Origin of the sequence: Ammoniphilus resinae (assembly GCF_017873965.1) — a bacterium.
In the GTDB taxonomy this organism is placed as follows: domain Bacteria; phylum Bacillota; class Bacilli; order Aneurinibacillales; family RAOX-1; genus Ammoniphilus_A; species Ammoniphilus_A resinae.
This window is the reverse complement of record NZ_JAGGKT010000025.1, coordinates 16,607-39,924: the sequence shown is the minus strand read 5'-3', so window position 1 is coordinate 39,924 and position 23,318 is coordinate 16,607. Positions and strand designations below refer to the sequence as shown.

Annotated in this window: 22 protein-coding genes; 19 read left to right on the top strand and 3 right to left on the bottom strand. The window is 44.1% G+C overall.

From position 1 onward, the window contains the following. The first annotated feature begins 27 nt into the window (after positions 1 to 27). The 10 genes from J2Z37_RS23055 (at position 28) to J2Z37_RS23010 (ending at position 10,506) form a co-directional block, all read left to right on the top strand. Entirely contained in the window at positions 28 to 525 is a 498-nt protein-coding gene (locus J2Z37_RS23055; protein WP_209812685.1) for a TRAP transporter small permease, read from the top strand. Further along, positions 522 to 1,790, top strand: coding sequence for a TRAP transporter large permease (locus J2Z37_RS23050; RefSeq protein WP_280922259.1), 1,269 nt, complete (start codon positions 522 to 524; stop codon positions 1,788 to 1,790). Before J2Z37_RS23055 ends, J2Z37_RS23050 begins: the two co-directional genes overlap by 4 nt. A 57-nt stretch (positions 1,791 to 1,847) precedes the next feature. Next, a complete protein-coding gene (locus J2Z37_RS23045) occupies positions 1,848 to 2,978 on the top strand; it encodes a mandelate racemase/muconate lactonizing enzyme family protein (protein WP_209812683.1) in 1,131 nt (376 codons plus the stop codon). A gap of 334 nt (positions 2,979 to 3,312) precedes the next feature. After that, positions 3,313 to 3,816 (top strand): hypothetical protein, encoded by a 504-nt coding sequence (locus tag J2Z37_RS23040; RefSeq protein ID WP_209812682.1) that lies wholly within the window; start codon positions 3,313 to 3,315, stop codon positions 3,814 to 3,816. Positions 3,817 to 4,661: 845 nt separating this feature from the next. Then, complete coding sequence (gene coxB, locus J2Z37_RS23035) at positions 4,662 to 5,681, top strand: cytochrome c oxidase subunit II (RefSeq protein ID WP_209812694.1); 1,020 nt, start codon at positions 4,662 to 4,664, stop codon at positions 5,679 to 5,681. Positions 5,682 to 5,697: 16 nt separating this feature from the next. Next, positions 5,698 to 7,536: a cytochrome c oxidase subunit I gene (locus J2Z37_RS23030; RefSeq protein WP_209812681.1), complete on the top strand. Its 1,839-nt coding sequence runs from the start codon at positions 5,698 to 5,700 to the stop codon at positions 7,534 to 7,536. Next, positions 7,533 to 8,150, top strand: a complete 618-nt coding sequence (locus J2Z37_RS23025; RefSeq protein ID WP_209812680.1) for a cytochrome c oxidase subunit 3 — start codon at positions 7,533 to 7,535, stop codon at positions 8,148 to 8,150. Before J2Z37_RS23030 ends, J2Z37_RS23025 begins: the two co-directional genes overlap by 4 nt. A gap of 3 nt (positions 8,151 to 8,153) precedes the next feature. Further along, positions 8,154 to 8,432: a cytochrome C oxidase subunit IV family protein gene (locus tag J2Z37_RS23020; RefSeq protein ID WP_209812679.1), complete on the top strand. Its 279-nt coding sequence runs from the start codon at positions 8,154 to 8,156 to the stop codon at positions 8,430 to 8,432. Between the two features lie 98 nt (positions 8,433 to 8,530). Next, the gene (locus J2Z37_RS23015) at positions 8,531 to 9,496 is read left to right on the top strand and encodes a cytochrome c oxidase assembly protein (RefSeq protein ID WP_209812678.1); all 966 of its coding nucleotides are present in this window, start codon (positions 8,531 to 8,533) and stop codon (positions 9,494 to 9,496) included. Between the two features lie 8 nt (positions 9,497 to 9,504). Next, positions 9,505 to 10,506, top strand: a complete 1,002-nt coding sequence (locus J2Z37_RS23010) for a COX15/CtaA family protein (RefSeq protein WP_209812677.1) — start codon at positions 9,505 to 9,507, stop codon at positions 10,504 to 10,506. Positions 10,507 to 11,325: 819 nt separating this feature from the next. Here J2Z37_RS23010 and J2Z37_RS23005 read toward each other — a convergent pair. Next, positions 11,326 to 11,514, bottom strand: coding sequence for a hypothetical protein (locus J2Z37_RS23005; RefSeq protein ID WP_209812676.1), 189 nt, complete (start codon positions 11,512 to 11,514; stop codon positions 11,326 to 11,328). A 378-nt stretch (positions 11,515 to 11,892) separates the two neighbouring features. Between J2Z37_RS23005 and J2Z37_RS23000 the strand changes: the two genes are divergently transcribed. Together J2Z37_RS23000 and J2Z37_RS22995 are read left to right on the top strand one after the other, a co-directional pair. Beyond that, on the top strand, positions 11,893 to 12,432 hold the full coding sequence (locus J2Z37_RS23000; protein ID WP_245204166.1) for a polysaccharide deacetylase family protein: 540 nt from the start codon (positions 11,893 to 11,895) through the stop codon (positions 12,430 to 12,432). Between the two features lie 312 nt (positions 12,433 to 12,744). Further along, a complete protein-coding gene (locus tag J2Z37_RS22995; protein WP_209812674.1) occupies positions 12,745 to 13,125 on the top strand; it encodes a hypothetical protein in 381 nt (126 codons plus the stop codon). A 19-nt stretch (positions 13,126 to 13,144) separates the two neighbouring features. On the opposite strand, the gene J2Z37_RS22990 is transcribed toward J2Z37_RS22995, so the two are convergent. Further along, positions 13,145 to 13,288 carry a hypothetical protein gene (locus J2Z37_RS22990; RefSeq protein ID WP_209812673.1) on the bottom strand — a complete coding sequence of 48 codons (144 nt, stop codon included), beginning with the start codon at positions 13,286 to 13,288 and terminating at the stop codon, positions 13,145 to 13,147. Positions 13,289 to 13,360: 72 nt separating this feature from the next. Between J2Z37_RS22990 and J2Z37_RS22985 the strand changes: the two genes are divergently transcribed. From J2Z37_RS22985 to J2Z37_RS22970, 4 genes are read left to right on the top strand one after another with little or no spacing between them, the layout of a single operon-like run. After that, positions 13,361 to 13,690, top strand: coding sequence for an aminotransferase yhxA (locus tag J2Z37_RS22985; protein ID WP_425340347.1), 330 nt, complete (start codon positions 13,361 to 13,363; stop codon positions 13,688 to 13,690). 35 nt (positions 13,691 to 13,725) lie between these two features. Further along, positions 13,726 to 14,124 (top strand): DUF350 domain-containing protein, encoded by a 399-nt coding sequence (locus tag J2Z37_RS22980; RefSeq protein WP_209812671.1) that lies wholly within the window; start codon positions 13,726 to 13,728, stop codon positions 14,122 to 14,124. 18 nt (positions 14,125 to 14,142) lie between these two features. Then, positions 14,143 to 14,604 carry an RNA helicase gene (locus J2Z37_RS22975; RefSeq protein WP_209812670.1) on the top strand — a complete coding sequence of 154 codons (462 nt, stop codon included), beginning with the start codon at positions 14,143 to 14,145 and terminating at the stop codon, positions 14,602 to 14,604. Further along, positions 14,601 to 15,821: a glutathionylspermidine synthase family protein gene (locus tag J2Z37_RS22970; RefSeq protein WP_209812669.1), complete on the top strand. Its 1,221-nt coding sequence runs from the start codon at positions 14,601 to 14,603 to the stop codon at positions 15,819 to 15,821. Before J2Z37_RS22975 ends, J2Z37_RS22970 begins: the two co-directional genes overlap by 4 nt. Before the next feature lie 4 nt (positions 15,822 to 15,825). Here the strand turns inward: J2Z37_RS22970 and J2Z37_RS22965 are convergent, their stop codons facing one another. Further along, on the bottom strand, positions 15,826 to 16,620 hold the full coding sequence (locus tag J2Z37_RS22965; RefSeq protein WP_245204164.1) for a DUF2935 domain-containing protein: 795 nt from the start codon (positions 16,618 to 16,620) through the stop codon (positions 15,826 to 15,828). 928 nt (positions 16,621 to 17,548) lie between these two features. On the opposite strand from J2Z37_RS22965, the gene J2Z37_RS22960 reads away from it, so the two are divergent. From J2Z37_RS22960 to J2Z37_RS26050, 3 genes are read left to right on the top strand one after another with little or no spacing between them, the layout of a single operon-like run. Beyond that, the gene (locus J2Z37_RS22960; RefSeq protein ID WP_209812668.1) at positions 17,549 to 19,723 is read left to right on the top strand and encodes a bifunctional diguanylate cyclase/phosphodiesterase; all 2,175 of its coding nucleotides are present in this window, start codon (positions 17,549 to 17,551) and stop codon (positions 19,721 to 19,723) included. Further along, positions 19,720 to 21,816, top strand: coding sequence for a methyl-accepting chemotaxis protein (locus tag J2Z37_RS22955; RefSeq protein ID WP_209812667.1), 2,097 nt, complete (start codon positions 19,720 to 19,722; stop codon positions 21,814 to 21,816). The genes J2Z37_RS22960 and J2Z37_RS22955 overlap by 4 nt, the downstream gene beginning before the upstream one ends. 18 nt (positions 21,817 to 21,834) lie before the next feature. Next, complete coding sequence (locus J2Z37_RS26050; protein ID WP_209812666.1) at positions 21,835 to 23,310, top strand: diguanylate cyclase domain-containing protein; 1,476 nt, start codon at positions 21,835 to 21,837, stop codon at positions 23,308 to 23,310. Positions 23,311 to 23,318 lie beyond the last annotated feature (8 nt).

The following is a 23,318-nucleotide window of genomic DNA, read 5'->3' as shown; positions in this document are numbered from 1 at the left end:
GGACTTACACACATCGGAGGTGGAAATGTGGGGGGATTGCTGAAAGGAATACGCTGGATAGAAAATATCATCTCTGGTCTAACTTTGGTTGTCCTAACTGTCAGTGTTTTTCTGGGGGTTATATTTCGTTATGTGCTTAATAATCCTTTGGTTTGGTCAGAGGAAATGGCGTTAGTTTGCTTTATTTGGATGACCTTCGTTGGAAGCAGTATTGTTCTTCGAGAGAAGGGTCACATCCAACTTGATCTTACCAAATTAATTAAAGTGGATAGGCTCCGAAACGGTTTGGAATGGCTTGGACATCTTGCAGTAATCCTTATTTTGGTCGTCTTTATCTATTACGGATTTAAACAGGTTGCCTTTGCAACTGATAAAACAACAGCCCTTCAACTTCCTTGGAAATATGTTTTCTTAGCTGTCCCCGTCGGTTCAATCCTTATGCTGATTCGCATGCTGGAAAAACTATCAAAGCTTATTTTCACGAAAAAAGAGGCAAAGGAGAGTGATTCCTCTTGGTCTCTATGATCCTCTTTGTCTTATTCGGGCTTTTTTTATTGAATGTCCCTATTGCATTTGCAATTGCATTGACATCTTTTGTCTTCATTATGCTGGCAGACACACCTGGGACCATGTTTATTCAACGGGTCATGGCCGGAGCAAACAGCTTTCCTTTGCTGGCGATACCGCTCTTCATTTTGGCTGGATCTATTATGAATCACACAAGCATGGCGAACAAGCTGTTTGGTTTAGCGAATGCAATTGTTGGTCATATCCGTGGGGGGCTTGCCCAGGTTAACGTCTTGGCCAGTGTGATGATGGCGGGAGTTTCTGGAAGCTCGATTGCGGATGCAGCCGCCACAACAAAGATTCTAGTTCCTCAAATGGTGGCTAAAGGATATCCTAAACCATTTTCCGTTGCTGTAACAGCAGCGTCAGCTACCATTGGGCCGATTATTCCACCGAGTATATTGTTCGTCGTCTACGGTTGGTTAGCCGGTGTTTCGGTTGGAAAGATGTTTATTGCGGGGGCTATCCCCGGTTTAATCGTCGGACTTTATTTGATGATCACCGTGTACATTCTCTCCAAAAGATACGGGTATGGGTTAAGTGACAAAATGAAGTTTTCATTACTAAACCTGTGGAACAGTACAAAGGCTGCTTCTTGGTCATTGTTTATGCCCATAGTCATTCTCGGGGGAATTCTTACCGGTGTATTCACCACAACGGAAGCTGCAGCGGTAGCGGCTGTCTATGCTTTAGTCGTAGGAGTTGTTACTAGAGAGCTGAAATTGGAGCATGTGCCTTCCATTATGAAGGAAACAATCATGGATACGACCGTGATCATGCTGATTGTCGCAGCTGCCTCTCCTTTTGGATGGATTCTGGCGCTTGAGCAGGTTCCTCAAATGGTATTGGAACTGTTCACTTCAATCTCAAGCAATGTGTATATCACACTCTTCATGCTCAATATTTTCTTCTTTATTTTAGGTCTATTTATGGAAACCATGGCAGTCATGATTATTCTGGTACCAGTCCTTATGCCTTTGGTTACTGAATTAGGGATCGATCCCCTTCACTTTGGGGTGATTATAGTGATTAACTTATTAATCGGGCAATTAACGCCACCTCTCGGCATGCTAATGTTTGCCACTTGTTCGATTGCTGGCGTAAAAATTGTTGATTTCCAGAAAGCTGTATGGCCTTTCTATATTGCGTTATTTGTTGCTCTTATTGTAATTACCTACTTGCCCCAGTTATATATGTGGCTTCCAGATCTAGTTATTAAATAAAGGGGAGCAAGTAAGTCGAGTTCAAATAAATTTACTAAGAGAGGGTGTTCATTCGTTATGAGAGTAGCTCAAATCGAAACCAATACGTACAATGTTCCTTTAAAAAAGCCTTGGGGTGATCAGACCCATCAGGTCACCCACATCGAAGTGGTTGTAACCGATATTACTGCCGATAATGGATTGGTTGGAACAGGCTTTAGTTATAGTGTTGGAGTCGGGGGAAAGGCCATCCAGGCCCTCATCGATTGGTATATTGCTCCTAAATTGATAGGTGCCGAAATTGCCCCTCGCGTACAGTGGCATCAATTATGGAAAGAAGCACATGATGCAGGTGGCGGCGGAATTTCCACCATGGCATTATCAGCCCTTGATATTGCATTATGGGACCTTGTGGCAAAAGAACAAAATAGGCCGCTTGTGCAAGTGCTTGGCCAAACCCGCCAGGCCATTCCGGCTTATGGAAGTGGTGTGAATCTGAATCTAAATCTTTCTGAGCTTGAAGATCAAATTCGTCGCTGGTTGGATCAAGGTTATCAAGCATTTAAAATCAAAGTAGGGAAGCCAGATCTAGAAGAAGATTTGGAACGGCTAAATATGGTTCGTAACTTAATTGGAAAGCGCAATCTGATGGTCGATGCGAATCAAGGGTGGGATATTACTTCTGCTGTCGAAGCGATCAAAGCTTATGCCCCCTTCAATCTTTATTGGATTGAAGAGCCACTCTTATCAGATGATACCCAAGGCCATGCCCGCTTGCGTCGTTTGGTAGATGCACCAATTGCTATCGGTGAAAACGTTTATACCAAATATCAGTTTAACGAATATCTAGCAAGTGGGGCTTGTGACTTTGTTCAGGCGGATGTCATTCGAGTGGGTGGGGTAACCCCGTATCTTGAAATCGCGAGTATGGCCCAAGCTTGGAATGTACCTATGGCTCCTCATTTCATGCTGGAAATTACCGGTCAACTACTCTGCTGTATCCCAAATGCTAGAATCCTTGAAGATGTGGAAGGAGGTTCGTTCCGCGAACTCGGCATCTTGGCAAATGATGTCGGTGTAAACAACGGATTATTTGTACCGCCAACTGAACCGGGACATGGAATCATCTTCAACCGTGATATATTGGCACAATATAAGCTCGGTGAAACACCGCCTAAAACAGCAGATCGGTTGTGGCATGCTATATAGGGTAGGTGGGGAGGATAGAGTATTCCTTGCAAGGGGCATGGGCAGGGTGGTTTTAACTTCACCTTAATAATCGTCAGATAATGTTTTGCCTTGGTTCTCATTTTGAGAATCAAGGCTTTTTTATTACTCATGACTTCACCGAGTACGGTATCCTTTTGGTACAGTTTTGATAGTAGTTGCACAACGTCAATCCAGGCTAGTAACCAGAACCTAGTAATCTAGTGGTTCCTATCAAACGCTCGCTGCAAATGGGAATTTATTCTTTGGAAATCGAGATGCGAATTCACTAGATGGAAAGACAGAACAGATCTCATACGGGTTACTAGCCAAAAATGTGTCCAAATATGAATCTACCATCCTGGAATTAGCCAATCTACGAATAGATGATATCAGGGAGTTTCAAAATGACGGGGATACCGTAACCGAGGCGCTCGCCCATTGGGGTGGAACCACACAGGATCCTGTTTATGTACAAATCGTATATTATGGGTCGAACAATATTACTAAAGGGGATCTAGCAACCGTGCGGGCCCTTCCGGTTGGCGAGTCGATCGTGTATCTAACAGATGCTTTTGGAAGAGAGTACACCCAACCCATGTATGTCGTTGTTGCTGGAAACTTTGGAAGCGTGTTGGATAACTATTTTTATGAAAAGGAAAAAGGGCAAAACCAGCCAGTCGAGTTGACCCAAGAAGCTCAAGACTACATGGAACAGATGCGGAAAATCCAAGATTCTGATGGAGGAATCCCTATCGACCAGCTGTCCGATCAAGCCAAAAAGAACATGGAGCAATATGAAGCAACCCAACGGGCTGTGGAGGAATTAACGAATAGATAGAGATGCCGAATCCGGTAGGATTTCGGACAAGCTTCGATGCATAATTGGATTTTCTCCACTAAACCTGAACGGGAGAGATAATAATCCTCAAAATAGTGGGAAAGGGTCCAATTATGCCAGTTTCAAAGGGCCAAAAATAGCATCTTTCAAAAAGGTAAGTGGAGAATTTCCAACTAAACCGCCTATCCAAAGGATCAATGATTGGGTTAGTTGGATTTGTTCCATCTATTCATCCCTTGATCAATCTGCCTAGTACTCTTTTGGACCCCTAATGAAATAGGGGTAAAAAATTCGCTTAAATCCAAAAAAAGGGGTAAAAATTCCCGAAATAGGAGGGGAATTTACCTCTATTACCTTCAAATACAATAAAATCCCCGACTTTTCCAGCAATAGGTGTAAAAAATTACCCTATTCCCGCCGAAATCACCCCAACTCAAAAAATAAGTGTAAAAAATACACCTAAAAAGGTTCCTTTCCCTCGCTCCAAGTCCGTCAAATCAACCCTATTAAACTTTAATTCAATTCTACCAAAAATACCCAATTTGTAACAATTTCGTCACCACTTTGTGTGACAAAAATCACATAGACCCTCTCCACATTGTGATAATTTTTCCTTAACAAAAAGTGGCGTTACCACCGTTTTAATGTAAAAAACAGTTTAGTTATTTTAAAACTGTACTATATACCTCTCAGAGGTAATGCACCGGAGGTGATTTAAGGGGGAGGCGCAAGGCCTACATTTTTTTCGGGGTATGAAAAGCTTCTATTAAATCCCATTCGATGAAGAAGCTTTTCCTAAAGGTAACAAAAGATGATCAGGAGGGTGGAAAGTGGTTCAAAACTCAATGAAAAATTGGAAGACAATAGGGCGCTACATCGTTCTACTAGCATTGGCAGCGCTCACATTATCCGGATGTGCGGGGCAGGAGAATCTGTCTGCGATGATCCCCAAAGGTGAGGGGGCAGAGCAGCAGTATGATCTGATTAAGCTGACCACGTATGTGATGCTTTTTGTAACAGTGATTGTCATTTTCCTATTTATATATGCACTCGTCAAATATCGCGCAAAGCCTGGCGACAACTCCATCCCAAAGCAGGTGGAAGGGAATGCGAAGCTCGAGTTTCTTTGGACGGCGATTCCGCTCGTTTTAATTATCATTATTGCCATTCCAACGGTGAAATCCGAATTTGCGCTGGCTGATGTGCCAGAGGATGCGATGAAAATAAAGGTTACCGCCAACCAATTCTGGTGGGAATTCGAATATCCGGAGTACGGTGTGATCACCGCGCAGGATATGTATATGCCTGTCGGGGAAAAGGTAGGGCTGGAGCTGAAATCCAAGGATGTCATTCACTCTTTCTGGGTTCCGGCGCTAGGTGGAAAGATGGATACGAACCCGGACAATACCAACAAGATGTGGCTTCAGGCGAAAGAAACGGGAGTCTATCAGGGGAAATGTACGGAGCTTTGCGGTGCAGGTCATGCCCTTATGGACTTTAAAGTAAAGGTTGTAACGAAAGAAGAATTCGAAGCCTGGATTGAAAAGATGAAGAAACCAGAAAACCCAGCACCAGCCACAGCAAAGGCGGAAGAAGGGCAACAGCTTTTCCAAAAAAGCTGTATGGGTTGTCACGCTACCGATGGGACACAAAGAAGCATCGGTCCGAACATGAAAGGATTTGGGGATCGTTCAACCGTTGCGGGTTACTTGGAATTGAACGAAGAAAATACGATGAAATGGCTGAAGGATCCGCAAAAGGTCAAGCAGCAAAATAAAATGCCAAATCCGATGCAGGATCTGGGATTAAATGAGGATCAGCTGTCAGCATTAACAGAGTATCTCTTGGGTCTGAAATTAGAATAGGGAGGTTCAATCACAAGTGGCGACGAGTTATTTAGATAAGAAGTTTAGTCTATGGGACTGGTTAACAACGGTTGACCATAAGAAAATTGGAACACTTTACTTTTTTGCGGGGATTTTCTACTTTGCAGTGGGCGGGTTAGAAGCCTTGCTCATTCGAATTCAGTTGATGTATCCGATGAACGATTTTCTCGACGGGGAAACGTTTAACCAAGTCATGACGATGCACGGGACAACGATGCTGTTCTTTGCCGCGACACCGCTCCTCTTTGCCTTTATGAACTGGGTGGTCCCGTTGCAGATTGGGGCACGGGATGTGGCTTTTCCGTTTTTGAACTCACTTGGTTTTTGGATGTTCTTTTTCGGAGCTTTATTGACCAACTCCAGCTTCTTCCTAGGTGGAGCACCCCAGGCAGGTTGGACGTCGTATGCACCTTTAGCACTCGACTATAAAGGAACAGACTTCTTTGTGCTGGGCCTACAGATTTCCGGTGCGGGGACGATCATGTCAGCAATTAACTTCCTGACCACCATCTTTACGATGCGTGCACCAGGCATGACTTTGCTGCGGATGCCGCTCTTCACCTGGTCTACCGTGGTAGCTTCGGCGTTGATCATGTTTGCTTTTACTCCACTTACTGGAGCCTTGTTCTTACTAATGTTTGAAAGAATGTTTGATGCCAAATTCTTTGATGTTGCAGCCGGCGGGAACGTCGTGTTATATGAACATATCTTCTGGATCTTCGGACACCCAGAGGTTTACCTGTTGGTGTTGCCAGCTTTCGGGATTATCTCCGATGTCATCGCCGCAATTTCCAGAAAGCGTTTGTTCGGCTATCACTCGATGGTATTTGCTACCGTTTTAATCGGATTTATCGGATTTATGGTTTGGGCCCACCATATGTTTGCAGTGGGGATGGGGCCAACGGTCAACTCTGTCTTCGGGATTGCCACGATGCTTGTCGGGGTGCCGACGGGAATCAAGGTCTTTAACTGGATTTTCACGATGATCGGAGGAAAAGTTCAATTCAACACAGCCGGACTTTTCGCGGTCAGCTTTATCCCGAGCTTTGTGATCGGTGGGATCACCGGGGTGATGCTTGCCTCTTCCGCAGCAGACTTCCAGTTCCACGATACGTATTTTGTTATTGCCCACTTCCATTATGTAATCGTCGGTGGGATCGTTCAGGCTATCTTTGCTGGGATGTTCTACTGGTGGCCAAAGATTTTTGGCAAGATGCTCAACGAAACGTTGGGGAAATGGATGTTTTGGCTATTCTTAATCGGGTTCAACTTAACGTTCTATATCCAGCACTACTTAGGGCTTTGGGGAATGCCGCGCCGCGTGTTCACCTATCTGCCGAATCAAGGATGGGATACCGCGAACTTTGTTAGTTCGGTCGGAGCCTTCTTTATGACTGCTGCGGTGATTTTGCTTGTGATTAACGTGATCGTTACTTTTGCCCGTGGGGAAAAAGCCGTGCAAGATCCTTGGTATGGCCGTACCTTAGAGTGGTCGATTCCATCGCCGCCGCCTGAGTACAACTTTGCCCGGACACCAATCGTTCGTTCCAACGATCCATGGTGGTATGAAAAGATGCAAGGGAAAAAAGAAATGCAGTACGCTGAACCGCTCGCCGAAATCCATATGCCAAATCCATCGATCATTCCGATGATCATGGCGTTTGGAACGTTTATCGCGGGTTACGGATTTATCTATTCAAGTTGGTTCGGGGTATTCCTTGGTTTCGGGATCACCGGAGTCTGTATGTTCATTCGGTCCATCAAAGATGATCATGGACAGCACGTCCATCCAGAAGGATTACACGTAGAAAAGGGGGTTCATCACTCGGCATGAGTACATTAGATTTCAAAGCGAATGGGCTTCCTGCACATCCGGAAAAAGCGACACAAGAAGGCAGAGCAAAGCTGGTTGGGTTTTGGTTATATATGTCGGCGGAGGCGGTCTTGTTTGCTACCTTTTTTGGTACCTTCATGACCTTCCGCAACTCAGTGAATGGAGGACCGACAGGGGCTGAGCTATTCGCTATCCCTATGGTCTTTACCGCAACTGCGATTTTGTTGGTCAGCAGCTTGACAAGTGTTTTTGCGATCATGGCGATGCAGCGCAACCTGGCCTCGAAAATGAGGTTTTGGTTTGCTGTCACCGTTCTGCTCGGTGCCTCCTTCCTAGGGCTTGAAGTTTACGAGTTTGTAGAATACGTCCATGAAGGACATACGTTTACGAGCAGCCCATTTGGTTCTTCCTTCTACACGCTAGTTGGCTTCCATGGTGCACACGTGTTGTTTGGGGTCTTGTGGATCAGCACCTTGCTTTTGAGAAATATCAATCGTCCGATCGATACCTATGTGGCGCCGAAATATTATGTGGCCAGCTTGTATTGGCACTTTGTCGATTTGGTGTGGGTGTTTATCTTTACGATCGTATATCTTTTTGGAATGGTGGGATAAAAATTGGCAAAAAAGCACGGGTACAAAGGCCACCTCATCGCCTTCGCCCTTTCGATTTTATTGACGGTTCTTGCTTTTATTGCGGTCGGGTTAGGCACGATCTCGAAGACTTTCGTGATTCCGTTCATATTGATCATCGGCATCGCACAAGCAATTTTCCAGGCTGCCTATTGGATGCACTTGAACCAAAAGGGACATGATTTCCCGATCACCTTTATGCTTTCCGGTTTCTTTGCTGCAATCATCGTCGTCTTTGCTTGTTCGTCCTTAGTTTGGTGGTAAGAAACCGTTCTACGCTTTAGCCTGGCAAAGGGGTCTGACCCCATCGCTACATCACCGGGCTAAAGCGTAAGCTTTTTCTCTAAAATGGAGGTCAGCAAATGATTATCTTTCAAACCTTTTCCTTTGCCCATCTATGGAGTCCGTGGTGGATTGCCGTTACGGTGATCATTGCTGTGGCTTATGCTTATTTCATTTTACCTGGTTCCGTGTCAGGGTGGCGGATGTTGTCCTTTTATTCAGGCCTCTTTTTATTTTACTTAGCCGTCGGCGGTCCGATCGACCTATTGGGACATTTCCTGTTTTTTATGCACATGATCAAGATGGCGATTTTATATATCATCGTCCCTCCTTTAGTGATCATGGGATTGCCAAATTGGTTTTACATGCGTTACAAACGAGACAATCGGTTCATGCGCGTTCTCGGTTTCTTCTCTCGACCCATTCTCGCTAATGTCATGTTTGCCACCCTGTTTTCTATCTACCACATGCCATATATCTTCGACCTTTCAATGACCAATCTGGTGGTCAAAACCGTCTACACCACAGTGTTGTTCATCAGCGCGGTGCTCGTTTGGTGGCCGTTGCTTTCGCCGATCCCCAGTCATCAGGACCTATCCGCGATTCGCAAAATCGGCTATCTTTACCTCGGAGCCTTCCTGTTGTCGCCGTCCTGTGCGTTGATTGTTTTTGGCAACCATCCAATCTATGCCACATATACGGATCCGCAGACCTGGGCAACCGCTCTCGGATTGTGTATTTCAGGCGACCCTGCTACGATCTTGCATTCACTGGGTGGACCACAGTTCTTGGGGGGAATGACCCCTCTAGAGGATCAGAAAATCGGCGGTGTGCTAATGAAGATCACACAGGAGATTGTTTATGGCGCGGCCTTGGCGTTTACGTTCTATCGGTGGGCGCATAGGGAAAGGGCGAAGGAGCCGGAACAGGTGGAAGAACCGGGTCAAGGGCTTGGCGGTCCGAAAAAAGGATTGGGTGGTTCGGTAAAGCCGGGCCAGTTGAAAGGCTCCGACAACCCAAGATTATGGTCGGTGCAAAGGGGATAGTGTTGAAGATGAAATTTGCGCGGCGATTCTCCCTGTTCACCACCGTCATGGCGTTTGTTGTATTATTCCAGGGAATCCTCGTTGTCGCTACCGAAGCGGGCGATGCCTGTGGAACGGATTGGCCTTTTTGTAATGGAAGTGTGATTCCGGATTTTTCCGATCCGCTGATTTTTATTGAGTATACCCACCGAATTGTCGTTGGGATGTTTGGATTCGTGGTGTTGGCTAATTTTCTCGTCGCTCTTAGGGTGAGCAAGGGGGATCGGGCCATCAGGCGATTCGCCGGGGGCAGCGTGTTTTTTCTCCTTGCCACTGCCGGAGCAGGAGGGATGAACGTCCTGCTGGAAACCCCTCCGGGATTCACAGTGTTGGATATTATCGCGGGGCTGTGCTTGCTCGGCAGCTTGATCTCGTTGACGATAGCTTTGAGGAGGAAGCCGGTTGTGGCTGAGGTCGGGGCACGGGGGTCTGGCAGTGAGAGACAATGTAGTGATGATCAAAAGCTATCCCAACCCTCGATCCTTGTGCTAGCTATGGTATTGGTTGAAATGGTGGTCGGCGCTTTCTTCAAGCACAGTGCAGCAAGTGAAGTCCTGATGGGGATTGAGCTTTCTGAGCGTTTGGTAGAGTCGATGGTCATTTCCCAATATCTATACTTTTTTCATGCGATCCTTGGAACCGTAATCTTGGTCAGTGTGGCGTATATCTTATTTTTGGCGACGCATTTTCGCCAGCTGGTTGGGGCGGCTTATCTCCTTGTCGGGCTGGTGCTGACGGAGATGTTCATTGGTTTTACGATGTTAATGAGTAAGCTTCCTGTGCTATTTTCATCATTGCACATGATCGTGACGCTGACCATCTTTAGCACGGGAACGTATATTGCTGCCAAAGCAAAGTTAAAGGATACGTTCGAGGTTGCGGCGGTGGAGGAGAAGGCGGGTGTTGTCGTTAGTAGTGGTGATGGCCGTAAGGCGCCGATCCAGCTACGACAGGAACCTGGCTTGGAGTGACCAAGAGTGGAGTGCCAGTTTGTGGCGCTCCATTTTTTGCTCCCCTTAGAAATAAGAGAGTAACCAACTCTCGCCACAATGGGAAAACAGATATGCGGGATCAAGTCTCTCAATTGGAGTCGAGCATGCCAACCTTTCGACAATTTCCCAGGAAATGCAACAGAAGGCTTGAGAGGAAATCAATAATCAGCCCTAATTGTGTTGAATGATGACGGCATTCGAGGGAGGCAGGTTGACGAGCTTTGTTATAATTGGCACAATATATTAACAGACTTACCTGAAAATTAAGTTTATAATAGAGACAAGAAAGGATGAAGACATTCCAGTCGGTCTCTCCGAATCCTGTATCCTGTGAGTCAGGAGTAGCCAAAGCCGAATGTGTCCAAAACCTAATGAAAAATGGAGGGGCTGGCTGTAATGGATTCATCCCTGTGAACAAGCCGGGAGGCTTGTTTTTTTACGTATAATTTATAAGTTATGGGTACAGTGAATGTATCCTTTTTAATTTTTTTGAACCATCAGTGAAGCTGTTCTTTCCAGGGGCGGGTGGGCCTTGTCGCCGCGATATGCTTGGCTTCTCTTCGTATGCCTTAAGGGTGATGTTAGGGAGGGAAGGTGTGAGGTGAATCAGCGAATGGGGTATTAACAGAGATTAACGAATATGGGAGGCGGTCGGCTAGTTGGGAGGAAACAATAAGTGGTATTGAAAAAAAGGGGTAAGCCAATCCGAATCCGATGCTATTTCGGAAAGGTTAGGGTGAAAATTAGGTCTGTGTTGGGACTTTACAGTAATAATTTTACTGGTCTCAGTAGGCCTTTTCAAACTGCCACTGATTTGGCCCCTGCACATACATCAGCACGCTGTCCTCTTTTTAATGCCGTTTTATCGATCCCTCGAAAGTAGTGGTCAAACCATACCACTTGGTAATCCTTAAAATCATAGGGCAAAAGATCATTGATGCTACTATGTGCACCTGGACCGATGATAAGCCTGCTTTTTCCGCCCATGGCACTGAATACTTTGAAGGGGATTGATCACCTCCTTGCTGAAAAGATAGTTCACTCACCTCTCTATACCGTTTAAATATTCTGATAAAATTAATAGTAAAATAGAATTAATTTCAATAAGGATAGGAATTGCCCTTGCAAATCAGGTGAAATAGGTGGATTTTCTCCCCCTATTTTTTCTGTCCCGTTCACCATTTTTAGGAGGTAACCGTCCCTTCTACGATTTAAAAGTACGCATAATTTAATTTATAGCTTAAAATAAACTGTAAGGAGGAGTGAGAAACAAGCATGCATAGTCCGTGAATAGTCGATGAAAAGGTCGTGTACGATCTTCAAGATAACAGGTGGATAACAAATGGCAACCAAATTAGGCCGATGATGAATGAGGTTATACTAACTTTTGATGATGGTCCGAGCCGCCATTTGAATTCCATTTTAGATATTTTAAAGGATAAGCAGGTTCAGGCCATGTTTTTTTGGCAATCGAGATTATTGTTCAAGGAAAGAGCATGGGAGCGGATCTTAAATGAAGGCCATAAAATCGGTGCACACACGCACACACATAAAAACCTGGTCAAGCTAACAAAGGAACAACAATATAAGCAAATTAAAAATAATATAGATAAAATCCAAGAGATCACGGGAAAAAAAGTCACCTATTTTCGACCGCCATTTGGGCAGTACAACGAAGATACGATGTCCATTCTATTAAACTTAAATCTGACTCCAGTGATGTGGGAGATTTCCTCTTTTGATTGGGACAATAAGGGCACACCAGAAAATATTGTCTGCAACGTGGACTATCATGTGCGAGAGGGTTCGGTCGTTCTTCTTCATGAACTAGAGCAGACGGTTCAAGTGCTTCCGCAGATTATTGATAGTATCCGGAGAAAGGGGTTTGAGTTTGCTGTGTTGTAGGGGGGGAATCCTCTTATTCGCGAGGGCCCGTGCGGCTTCCTCAGTCCGAAGCCAAGTATAATTGGGACTGAGATGGGAGGAACAGTGGAATTCAGTCCGAATTCAAGCTGATCTCCTTCTATTTGTCTGGTTGGACAGCCCCTCAGAATATAAGACACATGGTAATCCTATCTTCTCTGCTAACTCATGACGCATTGGGATTAGATTTCGATCCGGTAATATTTTTTATCTTGTAGGTTTAAATTAGATCGTTTTATCATTTCTTCCTTTTCCATAACAACATACTATATGAAAAAGGGAGAGTTGATAATTATGGGAATCAGAAATCGGTCTAATCGGTTTCAAGTAAGTGGATCAGTTGGAGGAGATAGTACTCTTAATATAAGTCCAGGAGGCGTTACCTTTTTTCAAAGAATTACAGCTAGCATTCCAGCGGAAAGCAGCCTTGTTATTAAAAGAACGAGATTCTTCTTCCTTGATGACCTAAGACTTTTTGTTGATACTTTCCCCTCAGGGGCAGGTTATGTATCCCAGTCTAATTTTAATGAAGAAATCCCCAATTCTACGATTTACACCAACAACTCCAACCTTCCTCAATTATTGAGAATCTTTATTGGAAGCACCAACACGAATGCTCTCATGCTTAATGCGAATCCTTCAGATGGTTGGTGGATCGAATTTTCCATAGAGTAATTTGAAAGTGGATACTTCCCTAAAAGGAGTTCTGTGTCCGCTCCACCCGATCCAGCTTTCCATTCCCCGCTCCCAACGAATCCCGACCTTGTACCCACCATAGATCAAAAGACCCCATTTGATTTTGCGACCATTGACCCTGTAATATTTTTACTTCGTACATTAGTATGTTTAAATGTATCATTTACCCCTGCATTGCTTGCAGGGGTACAGGGCTCTCAGGAAGGAAAGGGGAGTGAACGTATTGGGGAAAACGGGAAAGGTTATGGCTGGTATTTCAACAACCGTACTTGCACTAGGTCTTGCAGGATGCGGTTCAAATCCTCCAGGTCCACCTCCGAATGATCCAAGTTGTAGGGATTGGGAATGGGACAGTGATGATGGTGTCTGGGTATGTGATGACAGGAGTTCAAGTCACAGTGGGAGCTATTATCATGGCGGCAGGTATTATAAAAGCAAAAGCTCATTGCAGCATAGCAGTGCTTACAAAAGCTATAAGAGTAGCTCCTCATTCAAAGGAAGCTCTGGATTTGGCAGCGGATCGAAAAGCTTCTTCGGGGGATAAGCACCCTAATACGAAAGCCGAAAGGGAGGATCATCATGAATTTATATATCAATTTTGCATCTTATTTAGGGGTTTCCCTGCTTCTGCTTCTTTTAGGAGTGGTATTGTTTGAAATCAGTACACCGAAATTAAAGGAATTTCGCATGATTGCAGAAAAAAATGTAACGGCGGCCATGTCCCTTGGCGGGAAAATTTTTGGTCTGGCCATTGTGTTGGGAGCTGCCGCTGAATACTCTGTATCCCTGCTAGATATGGCCATTTGGGGAGTCATCGGGATTCTCTCGCAAATTATTGTGTTTTTTCTAGCAGAAGTGATTACGATCCGTTTTAGTATTCATCAAGCGATTGAAGAAGATAACCGAGCAGTGGGTACCATTTTACTATCCTTATCGTTAGCCATTGGCTGGGTCGTAGCAAAATGTCTAACATATTAATTAAGGTGGGGAAAGGCATTGAAGAAATTAGTCTATTATATAGATAAGGGAAATGGCCACTATGAGCCGTTTTATGAATATACCATTCCAAATGTAGAGATTGACGAAGTATACGCGAGGCAGCTTTGCACCTATTTCATTATGAGAGGAACCCAATACGAGCTCACGTCCAATGAGATGAACGGGGAAGAAGAGATCTTGGTGATTAAAGAAATCGGAAGAAATCTATCAGGAGAAGATGAGAAAAGTTTTCGCGGTGCAGGTTTGCATATCGAGTTCCGTAGCCCGAATGAGCGAGAGAACTTTCGGCTGATCTCCCGCATTTCCCGTGAGACCCATTTGGATGTGATTCGTTTTCTCTTAAAGGATGTGGTGGATATTCCCGGAATCGGGCAGAAAGTCGTCATGTCTACGGAGATTGATGAAGATCGCGGCGTGTATGTGCTGTATGTCAAGGATGTAGGAGAGGAAGAAGATTGAGCGGGCAAGCGTATCATGCGAAACGACAGCAATTTTATGGGGAAATAGAGGGGTTTTGGGCGGATCTATATGGAGAAGAATATGCGCTTTATGATATTAAGCTGATCAATCAGGGAGAGGCGGCACAGATTCGTCTTGTCAGTGAGCGGATTGGCTCCATTTTTTATAAAATGGGATCCTTGCTTCGAAAGGTGCCCGATGAAACGCTTCTTGAAATGGGGTTCCCAAAGGAAACTCTTTCTTTTATCAGGCTAAAAACCCTTCCTGCTGAGAGTGTAATTTCCCGACTCGATCTCATCCCCTATGGAGATAGTTATAAATGCATCGAAATCAATGCAGATACTCCTACTTTTATTAAAGAGTTATTTCATATCAATGGGCTGGTCTGCCAGGAATTTGGTGTGAAAAATCCAAACGAAGGCATGGAACGGCTGTTGCAAAAAGCAGTTCGGGAAAGTACAGAGCAAAGCACATCCAAGGAAACTCCGCATATTGTTTTTACCGCACACGAGGATAACATTGAGGATCGCAAAACCGTCCTGTACCTTCAAAAGGGGGTGCCATCGAGGTTCACTCCGCTCCATAAACTCCAGATCCAGCAAGGTGTCGGACTGTTTGATGAGGAGGGGAGGAAAATCGATATCCTGTATCGGCAAACCTTCCCCATCGAAAGCTTAATCACGGATGAAGATGAGGAAGGCAACCCGATTGGTTTATGGCTGCTGCAGCTAGTGGCGGAGAGGAAGCTCGCTTTGATTAATCCACCCTCCGCCTTTTTATTGCAAAATAAGGCTGTTCAGGCGGTGATCTGGGGATTACATGAAGAACACCATCCGTTTTTTACAGAAGAAGAGCATGGGTGGATTGAGGAATACTTTCTCCCCACTTATCTTGAACCGGATCCTTTTTTACACAAAGGTCTCCCCTACGTAAAAAAGCCGACCTTCGGGAGAGAAGGGGACACGGTGGAACTATTCGGTGGGGATGGCCAGCTGTTCCACGCTGATGCTCAGCGCTCGTACTCGCAATACATCCCAGTTTATCAGCAATATGTCGAGCATCCCACCATGCCTTTTCAGAGTGAAAAAGGACAACAAAATGGCCAACTTCTCCTTGGAAGCTTCCTGCTCCATGGAAAATCGGCCGCATTCGGTTATCGGGTGGGGGGAACGATCACGAATAATCTTTCCTATTACCTGCCAGTGGGGATCCTATAAGGATTTACTCCTCCACCCTCGGTTTCGCCGGATTGCAATCCGGCTTTTTCACTTCCGAGACCTGGGACAGCTTTGTCAAATAATAGCATTCCTCACGAAACATATGGTCCGCCATCAAGGGTGAAAAAGTCCCCAACACTTCATCATTTAACTTGTATTCCTCCAGCTCTCGAAGGAATCCCTGGAATAGATGCATCTCCAACTCAGCCAGACTGTTGAACCGCGTTAAAGCAGGAAATTGATCCAACTGGGTCCGCAGATAACCCGCCATTTCCACTGCCTTCAAATAAAAATCCTGAAAATGCTTCGTGAATGTATCGCTTTTTTCCTTCAACCTTCTTTCTACCAAATCAAGCTCAGCAGACAGGGACCCAGCATGGCCGACCGCATCCGAAAGCCACAGCAAATGATGATGCACCGGATGATCCGTCGGCACACCCCCCTGAGACAACACGCACTGAAGAATCCGCCAATATTCCTCCAATTCATTCACCATATGATTGATAAAAGTGGGAGGCAGCGAGATCGAGATTTTCCCTTGCAAATGCCGCCGGATCAAATGAAGCTTAAATTCCCGAAACTCCGACACAGGACGGCAAACCCACTGGGTGAGTTGAAGGATCTCCTCATCTGAAAGCTCTGCTCGCGCCCGTTCTAGCGTATTGTCGAAGAGCTGTTTAAAAATCGTAGCCCTTTGAATTTCCTGCTGCTCTTTCGGCGCAAGCGATTGCAAAATAAACCGGGAGTGATCCCCTAAAATCTGCAGCCAAAACCGATGTTCAAATAAAACCTCTTGCAAATTGTAATCCCTCCTTATTCGCCCACGATCAACATATGCGTTGGGAGGTGGAGGAGTGAGTTGGGGCTCCAATGCGGCCTGATTTTTCCGGACGGACCACACGATCTGCAAAAAAAATGTCGTAAATTAGTTTTCATCGGGCTATGAAGATCAATGAGCCCCTTGAAATTGGCGAGAATGAACTTCATCGGGCTTATGAAGATCAATGAGCCCCTTGAAATTGACAAGAATGAACTTCATCGGGCTTATGAAGATTAAAGAGATCCTTGAAATTGGTGAGAATGAACTTCATCAGGCTTATGAAGATCAATGAGCCCCTTGAAATTGACAAGAATGAACTTCATCGGGCTTATGAAGATTAAAGAGATCCTTGAAATTGGTGAGAATGAACTTCATCGGACTTATGAAGATCAAAGAGCCCCTTGAAATTGACAAGAATGAACTTCATCGCTAAGACCCAAAACCCAACGCGGCCCGTTTCCAAGATTCAGCCTCTCCCCACCCATCCCCCCTACGCAAGGGGATAGTGGCCAGAGGGAATAAAGATATACACCAATCCAGGGCCGGATTGTACTCATATTGAAAAAAATATTGCAATGTTTTAATGTTATTAAAAAATAATTACATTATACATAAATATTATACAATTAGAACCATTTACACTTGACAAAACGTAAAAAATAAATAAAATAAAAATCATTGTACAAATTACGACATAAATAGGCAAAATATCCCACTAAAAAATGTTTATTTAAGATTCAGTCTAGTACATATAGACTATTTTTGTTTGGTGAAAATATTTTTCATTAAACAATATTCTCATAGTGTAAACAACAGGGAACAGACTACTTAAAATCAATTGTACATTTTTGCAAGAATTGATTTTCGTAAGACTCCATGGAGTATGGCGGATCAAAGGAGAAAACAGATGAAACGGGTTTTGAAGCAAATCAAGGATATATGGGTAGCATATCGATCGTTACTTCTTCCTTTTCTCATTATTGCCTTGGTTTTCATCTTTAGAGAAAAATTGTACGGTGTTTTTGGTGTGGAGAATTATCTATCCATTCACACATTGCTAGAATTGTCGAGCCTGATTGTATCCTTTACGATTGCGATTCAGGCGTGGATGATCTTTCCGTACACACTTTCTAACCGCCATTTATTTATTGGATCCTTGTTTTTCTGTATGGGATTATTTGATCTGTTTCATGCTTTCAATTATCAAGGCATGCCCTTTTTCTTCACGGAAAGTTCAGCACATAAGGCCACATGGTTTTGGGTGGTTTCAAGAATAACATTGGCTTTCTCACTGCTGCTTATTGTCTTATCCCCTAGGAAGCAGCTTCTTCCCTGGAAAAGATGGCTGATGTATGCATGTTCTCTAATTTATTTTTTCATATGGTCTTTTTGTATTATATGGAAGAGTGATGCCCTACCCACCTTAGCGGTGGATGGGGAAGGGACTACTTCACTGAAAAATTCCCTAGAGTATCTCGTCATCATTCTCCACCTTGCAACATTGCTCATCCTATATTTCAAACGCAATCAAGATTCAACCCCTTACCCTATGCTGATCGTTTCACTGGTTTATTTTTCGATAGGTGAATATAGGTTTACGCTTTACCTTGGAGTTTACGATATAACCAATTTTATCCGACATTGTTTCAAATTAATGGGCTACTATTACCTGTTAAGAAGTCTGTATTTCTCTTCCGTAGAGGAACCTTTCTTGCATCAAAAAAGAGCGGAGGAGAAACTCACGTATCTTGCCTATTACGATGAGTTAACCAGCTTGCCTAACCAACGATTTTTTATGGAAGATTTGATGAAGCGGCTGCAGAAGGATCCAAAACAGAGATTGGCGCTTTTTATGTTGGAAATTGACCGATTTAAAATGATGAATGACTCCCTGGGATACCATGTGGGCGATCAAATTGTACAGTCAGTGGCCAATTGCCTGAAGCAATGTTTGCCACCTAAGATCATCCTAGCCAGGATGATGGGCAACCAGTTTGTCATTGCCTTACCCCATCTAGCAGATGAAAAGGAAATCAAGGAAATTTGCCTGCTCATTAAAAAAGCTTTTGAATCTGTGATACAAGTGCAACTGCTGGATCTAAAGATGAATGTGCGGATAGGCGTGACCATTTATCCCAAAGACGGAGATAGCGTCAACGTATTATTAAAAAATACCCATGTTGCGTTGAATGAAGCGAGAGATCAAAAGAGCAGCTGTATGATTTACCATCCAAGCATGGATGAAAAGGCTTATCGAAGATTGGTCTTGACCAATGATCTGTACCGCGCCATTGAAAATAAGGAGTTTCATGTTCTCTACCAGCCACAAATTGATACGAGAACAGGAAAGATTATTGCGCTAGAAGCCCTTCTCCGTTGGGACCACCCGAAAAAGGGAAGAATCTCCCCTGCTGAATTTATACCGATTGCCGAAGAAACAGGGTTAATTATTTCCATCGGGGAATGGGTTATTCGCAAGGTTTGCCAACAACTCAGAAAATGGCAGGATGACGGTTTTGCCCCTATGGGCGTCGCAGTGAATCTATCCACCCTGCAATTCTACCAGGAAAATCTTGCTGAGAGAGTAGAAGGAATTCTGAAAGAAGCGGGCATATCCCCCTTTTGCCTGGAACTAGAAATCACCGAAAGTATGACGATTAATATAGAGCAATCAAGAGAAGCACTGTTAAAACTGAAAAAGTTAGGAGTGAGTATCAGTATAGATGATTTTGGCACAGGCTATTCTTCATTACAGTACCTCAAACAGTTAGCGATCGATCGAATTAAAATTGATCAGTCCTTTATCCGTGGACTTGTGCATGATCAACAGGATGACGTCATTGTCACAACTTTTATATCTATCACGCAAAAAATGAATATTGACGTGATTGCAGAAGGCGTAGAGACAATTGATCAATTATCCATTCTGCAGCAAAAGCAGTGTCACCAAGTTCAAGGATATCTTTTTAGCCCCCCTTTAACACCTGAGACTTTGACCCAACAATATTACGAAATACAAAACAAAGCGAAAGAATACGTACGGGTAGGATTGAACCGAAAGATGGAGGAAATTAACAAATGAATCTGTTTACAAAGATATTAATATCCGTGTTAGGGACTTGCTTTATTATTTTTGGATCTGTTCTCGGGTTTACGCTGTATAAGACAAGCACTTTTGCCGTCGACTACGCGAATCAGCTAGCGATTGCCGAAGGGGAAAAACAGGCAAAAAAGGTAGATGCAGAACTTGATTTTACCATGGATACAACGAGGATGTTGGCTTCCAATTTTGCTGTCATGGTGCAAGAAAATAAGGCGGATCGTGAGCTGGCCAACTCGATGTTAAAGAAAGCATTGGAGGAAAATAAACATTTCCTTGGTACGTGGACCGCTTGGGAGCCGAATGCATTTGACGGGAAAGATGGCGAATTCGCAGGAACCTTAGGACATGATACAACGGGGAGATTCATCCCTTATTGGACAAAGGTGGATGGAAAAGTAAGTGTTGAGGGCTTAAAAGGGTATGATCAACAGGGAGAAGGAGATTATTACCAGCTTGCAAAGGAGAGCGGGAAGGAAGTAATCCTGGAACCCTATGCCTATGAGGTTGGAGGAAGGGAAGTGTTAATGACCTCAATCGTTTCTCCTATAAAAATAAACGGGAAGGTGGTAGGGGCAGTAGGGGTCGATATTTCATTAGATTTCCTACAGGAAATCAACTCTACGATCAAGCTTTATGAAACGGGATTCGGCGCCATCGTCTCGCATCAGGGGATAATTGTAGCCCATAAGTTACAAGATTTAGTAGGGAAAAGTAATTATGAGATTCCGGGACTTCGCGCCGTGGATCAAATTAAGAATGCTGTGGAGTCAGGTCAAACGGCCTCTTTTATAGATTTCTCACCGGTCACACAAGGGGATGTCTATAAAGTCTACTCTCCCATTTTTGTAGGGAATACGACGACACCTTGGTCGCTTTTGGTATCCATCCCAGAGGAGGAAGTGAAGAAGGAATCCAACCAATTATTAACATTAAGCATCTTGATGGGTGCAGTTGGAACGATTCTTCTTGGGATTGTCATCTTTTTCATTGCTAGGGCCCTTGTTCGTCCCATTCATAAAACGGTAGAGCAAATCAATCAAATGGCGAAAGGGAATTTAAGAGTAGAAAAGCTAGAGATTAAATCAAAGGATGAAATTGCCCAATTGGCGAACGCGATGAACGAAATGACGGAAAATATGAGAGTCTTAATTCAAGATGCCGCAGGCATTTCCGATCAGGTTGCTGCTTCTAGTGAAGAATTAATCGCCTCAACCAATGAAATTAAATTGGGCATAGAACAAGTATCTGCCACAACCGAGGAATTAGCTGCCGGTTCTACAGAACAAGCCCAGCTTTCCAACGACACCTTTGAAAAGATTCAACATGTCGATCAGGAAATGAAACAAATTAATCAGCATACAGAGAAAATGACGATTCGCTCCAAAAGAACGGAGGAGTCCTCATACAAGGGGATCGAAAGTGCCGAACAATCCATGCAGCAGATGAAAATGATCGAGGAAAAGGTTGCCACCACTGCAATGGTTGTAAAGGAACTAGGTGAAAAATCCAAGGAGATTAATCAAATTCTCCAAGTAATCAATGATATTGCAGCACAAACCAACCTACTATCCTTGAATGCTGCGATTGAGGCAGCGCGAGCTGGTGAACAAGGAAAAGGATTTGCAGTTGTCGCTAATGAAGTGAGACTGCTTGCCACGCAGGCTGCAGAGTCCACGGGGAAGATTGGAAAGATCATTGATGCCGTGCAAAAAGAAACATTGGAGGCTGAACAATCCATGAACGGTGTGGTGCAGGCCGTCCAAAGGGGATCCCAGGCGATTGTTGGCAATCGGAGGGCATTTGACGAAATCGCCCAAAATGTTGCTGATATGGTTAAACAAATGAAGGAAGTGAATGAGGCTTCCAAACGCATCGAACAAGAAAACCAGGAGGCTGTACAAGCTGTGGAAAATATTGCAGCGATTAGCCAACAATCCTCAGCAGGTTCGGAGGAATTGTCGGCGACTATGGAGCAGCAAAACGCTGCGATGCAAGAGATCGATGGGATGGCTAATAATCTTTCGGAGATGGCAGAAGCCTTACATCAATCCTTATCAAAATTCAAGTATTAGATATGTGAAGGGGACCAAGTGAATTTCAGACTAAAAATAACCGTAATCATGGTTTTGTTTGCGATTGTGATTTCTTTTACGATTGCAACGGTGGATTATCTAAAATTAAAGGAACAATTTATTGAACATAATCAATTTCAGGTACAGCAAATCGAAGAAACGGTGAAGTATTCCTTAAAGACTATCGAAAAAGCTTACTTTTTATTTGGGGAAGATCTTGCCACAAAAATGGAAGCGGCGTCCCATTTCGTCATAGAGCGCTATCAAGAGAACCCTCATTTGGATCAATGGGATTTCCAAAAGTTAAAGGATGCTCTTAATTTCGATATTTACATGATCAATCAGCAGAACGTGATCACCCATAGCAGCCTTTCGTCTGATCTTGGTCTGGATTTTACGGTTTGTTGCAAGAAGCTCGTCCCTATTTTAGAAAAGAGAAGAGCTTCGGGGGAATTTTATGCAGATGGAATGGATATTGAACAGCACACCGGGGTCATAAAGAAGTATAGTTACATGGCCACCCCCGATAAAAAGTACTTAATCCAGTTGGGGATATCTCTCGAGGATGGGAGGATCTTTAAGGAATTTAACTTCCTAAAGACAATGAACGATTTGGTTCAGCGGTATCCGTCCGTGTATGCGATGAATGTTTTAAATATAGGCGGTTATGCTCTAGGGGAGCCTGTTTTGGATGAAACGAAGCTACCGCAAGTGAGAAGAAAGGCGTTTGAACAGACGTTATCCTCCAAAGAAACTATCGAAATCAAAGGGGAGTGGAGGGGTGAACCGGCGATCTTCCGCTATGTTCATTATGTTTCAAATCTGGACACGGGCACGACAAAGAATAAGGTCTTGGAAATTGTCTACAACGAAAAGGAACTGCAATTAATCCTTGACGAGCAGAGGAAGACCTTTATTTGGCGGTTGGCCATCGTCTTAATCATTACGATTTTCCTGTCGTTTATTGTTTCCAACTGGGTTGCTCGATTTATGTATCTAGCCTTTCACGATAGTCTTACCGGTTTGAAGAACCGAGCGGCATTTGATGAATTATTGGCATCAATTCTGCAAGAAAACAAGGGGAACACTGCGTTGTTGTTGATCGATCTAGACAATTTTAAATTAGTGAATGATCGATTAGGGCACAAAACAGGGGATGAATTGCTAAAAGCAGTAGCTTACCGGATGAAATCAATCGTGCGAAAAGAGGATATCCTTTTCCGTTGGGGCGGTGACGAGTTTGCTATCGTGATGCCCATCACAAGTAAAGCGGAAGCCGAGCAGGTCGCGAAAGGGATTATTGAAAACTTGCAGGATTTGTGCACGCAGAGGGATTTGCAATTTGATGGAGAGAAAATATCTGTAAGCATGGGGATCGCCATTGCCCCTGTAGATGGGGTCGACCCGGAGTCCTTTCACAGGCATGCTGATCAGGCCCTTTATCGTTCAAAGGAAAAGGGGAAGAACCAGTACCAGTTTTATAATTGGGATTAAGGGGGAGA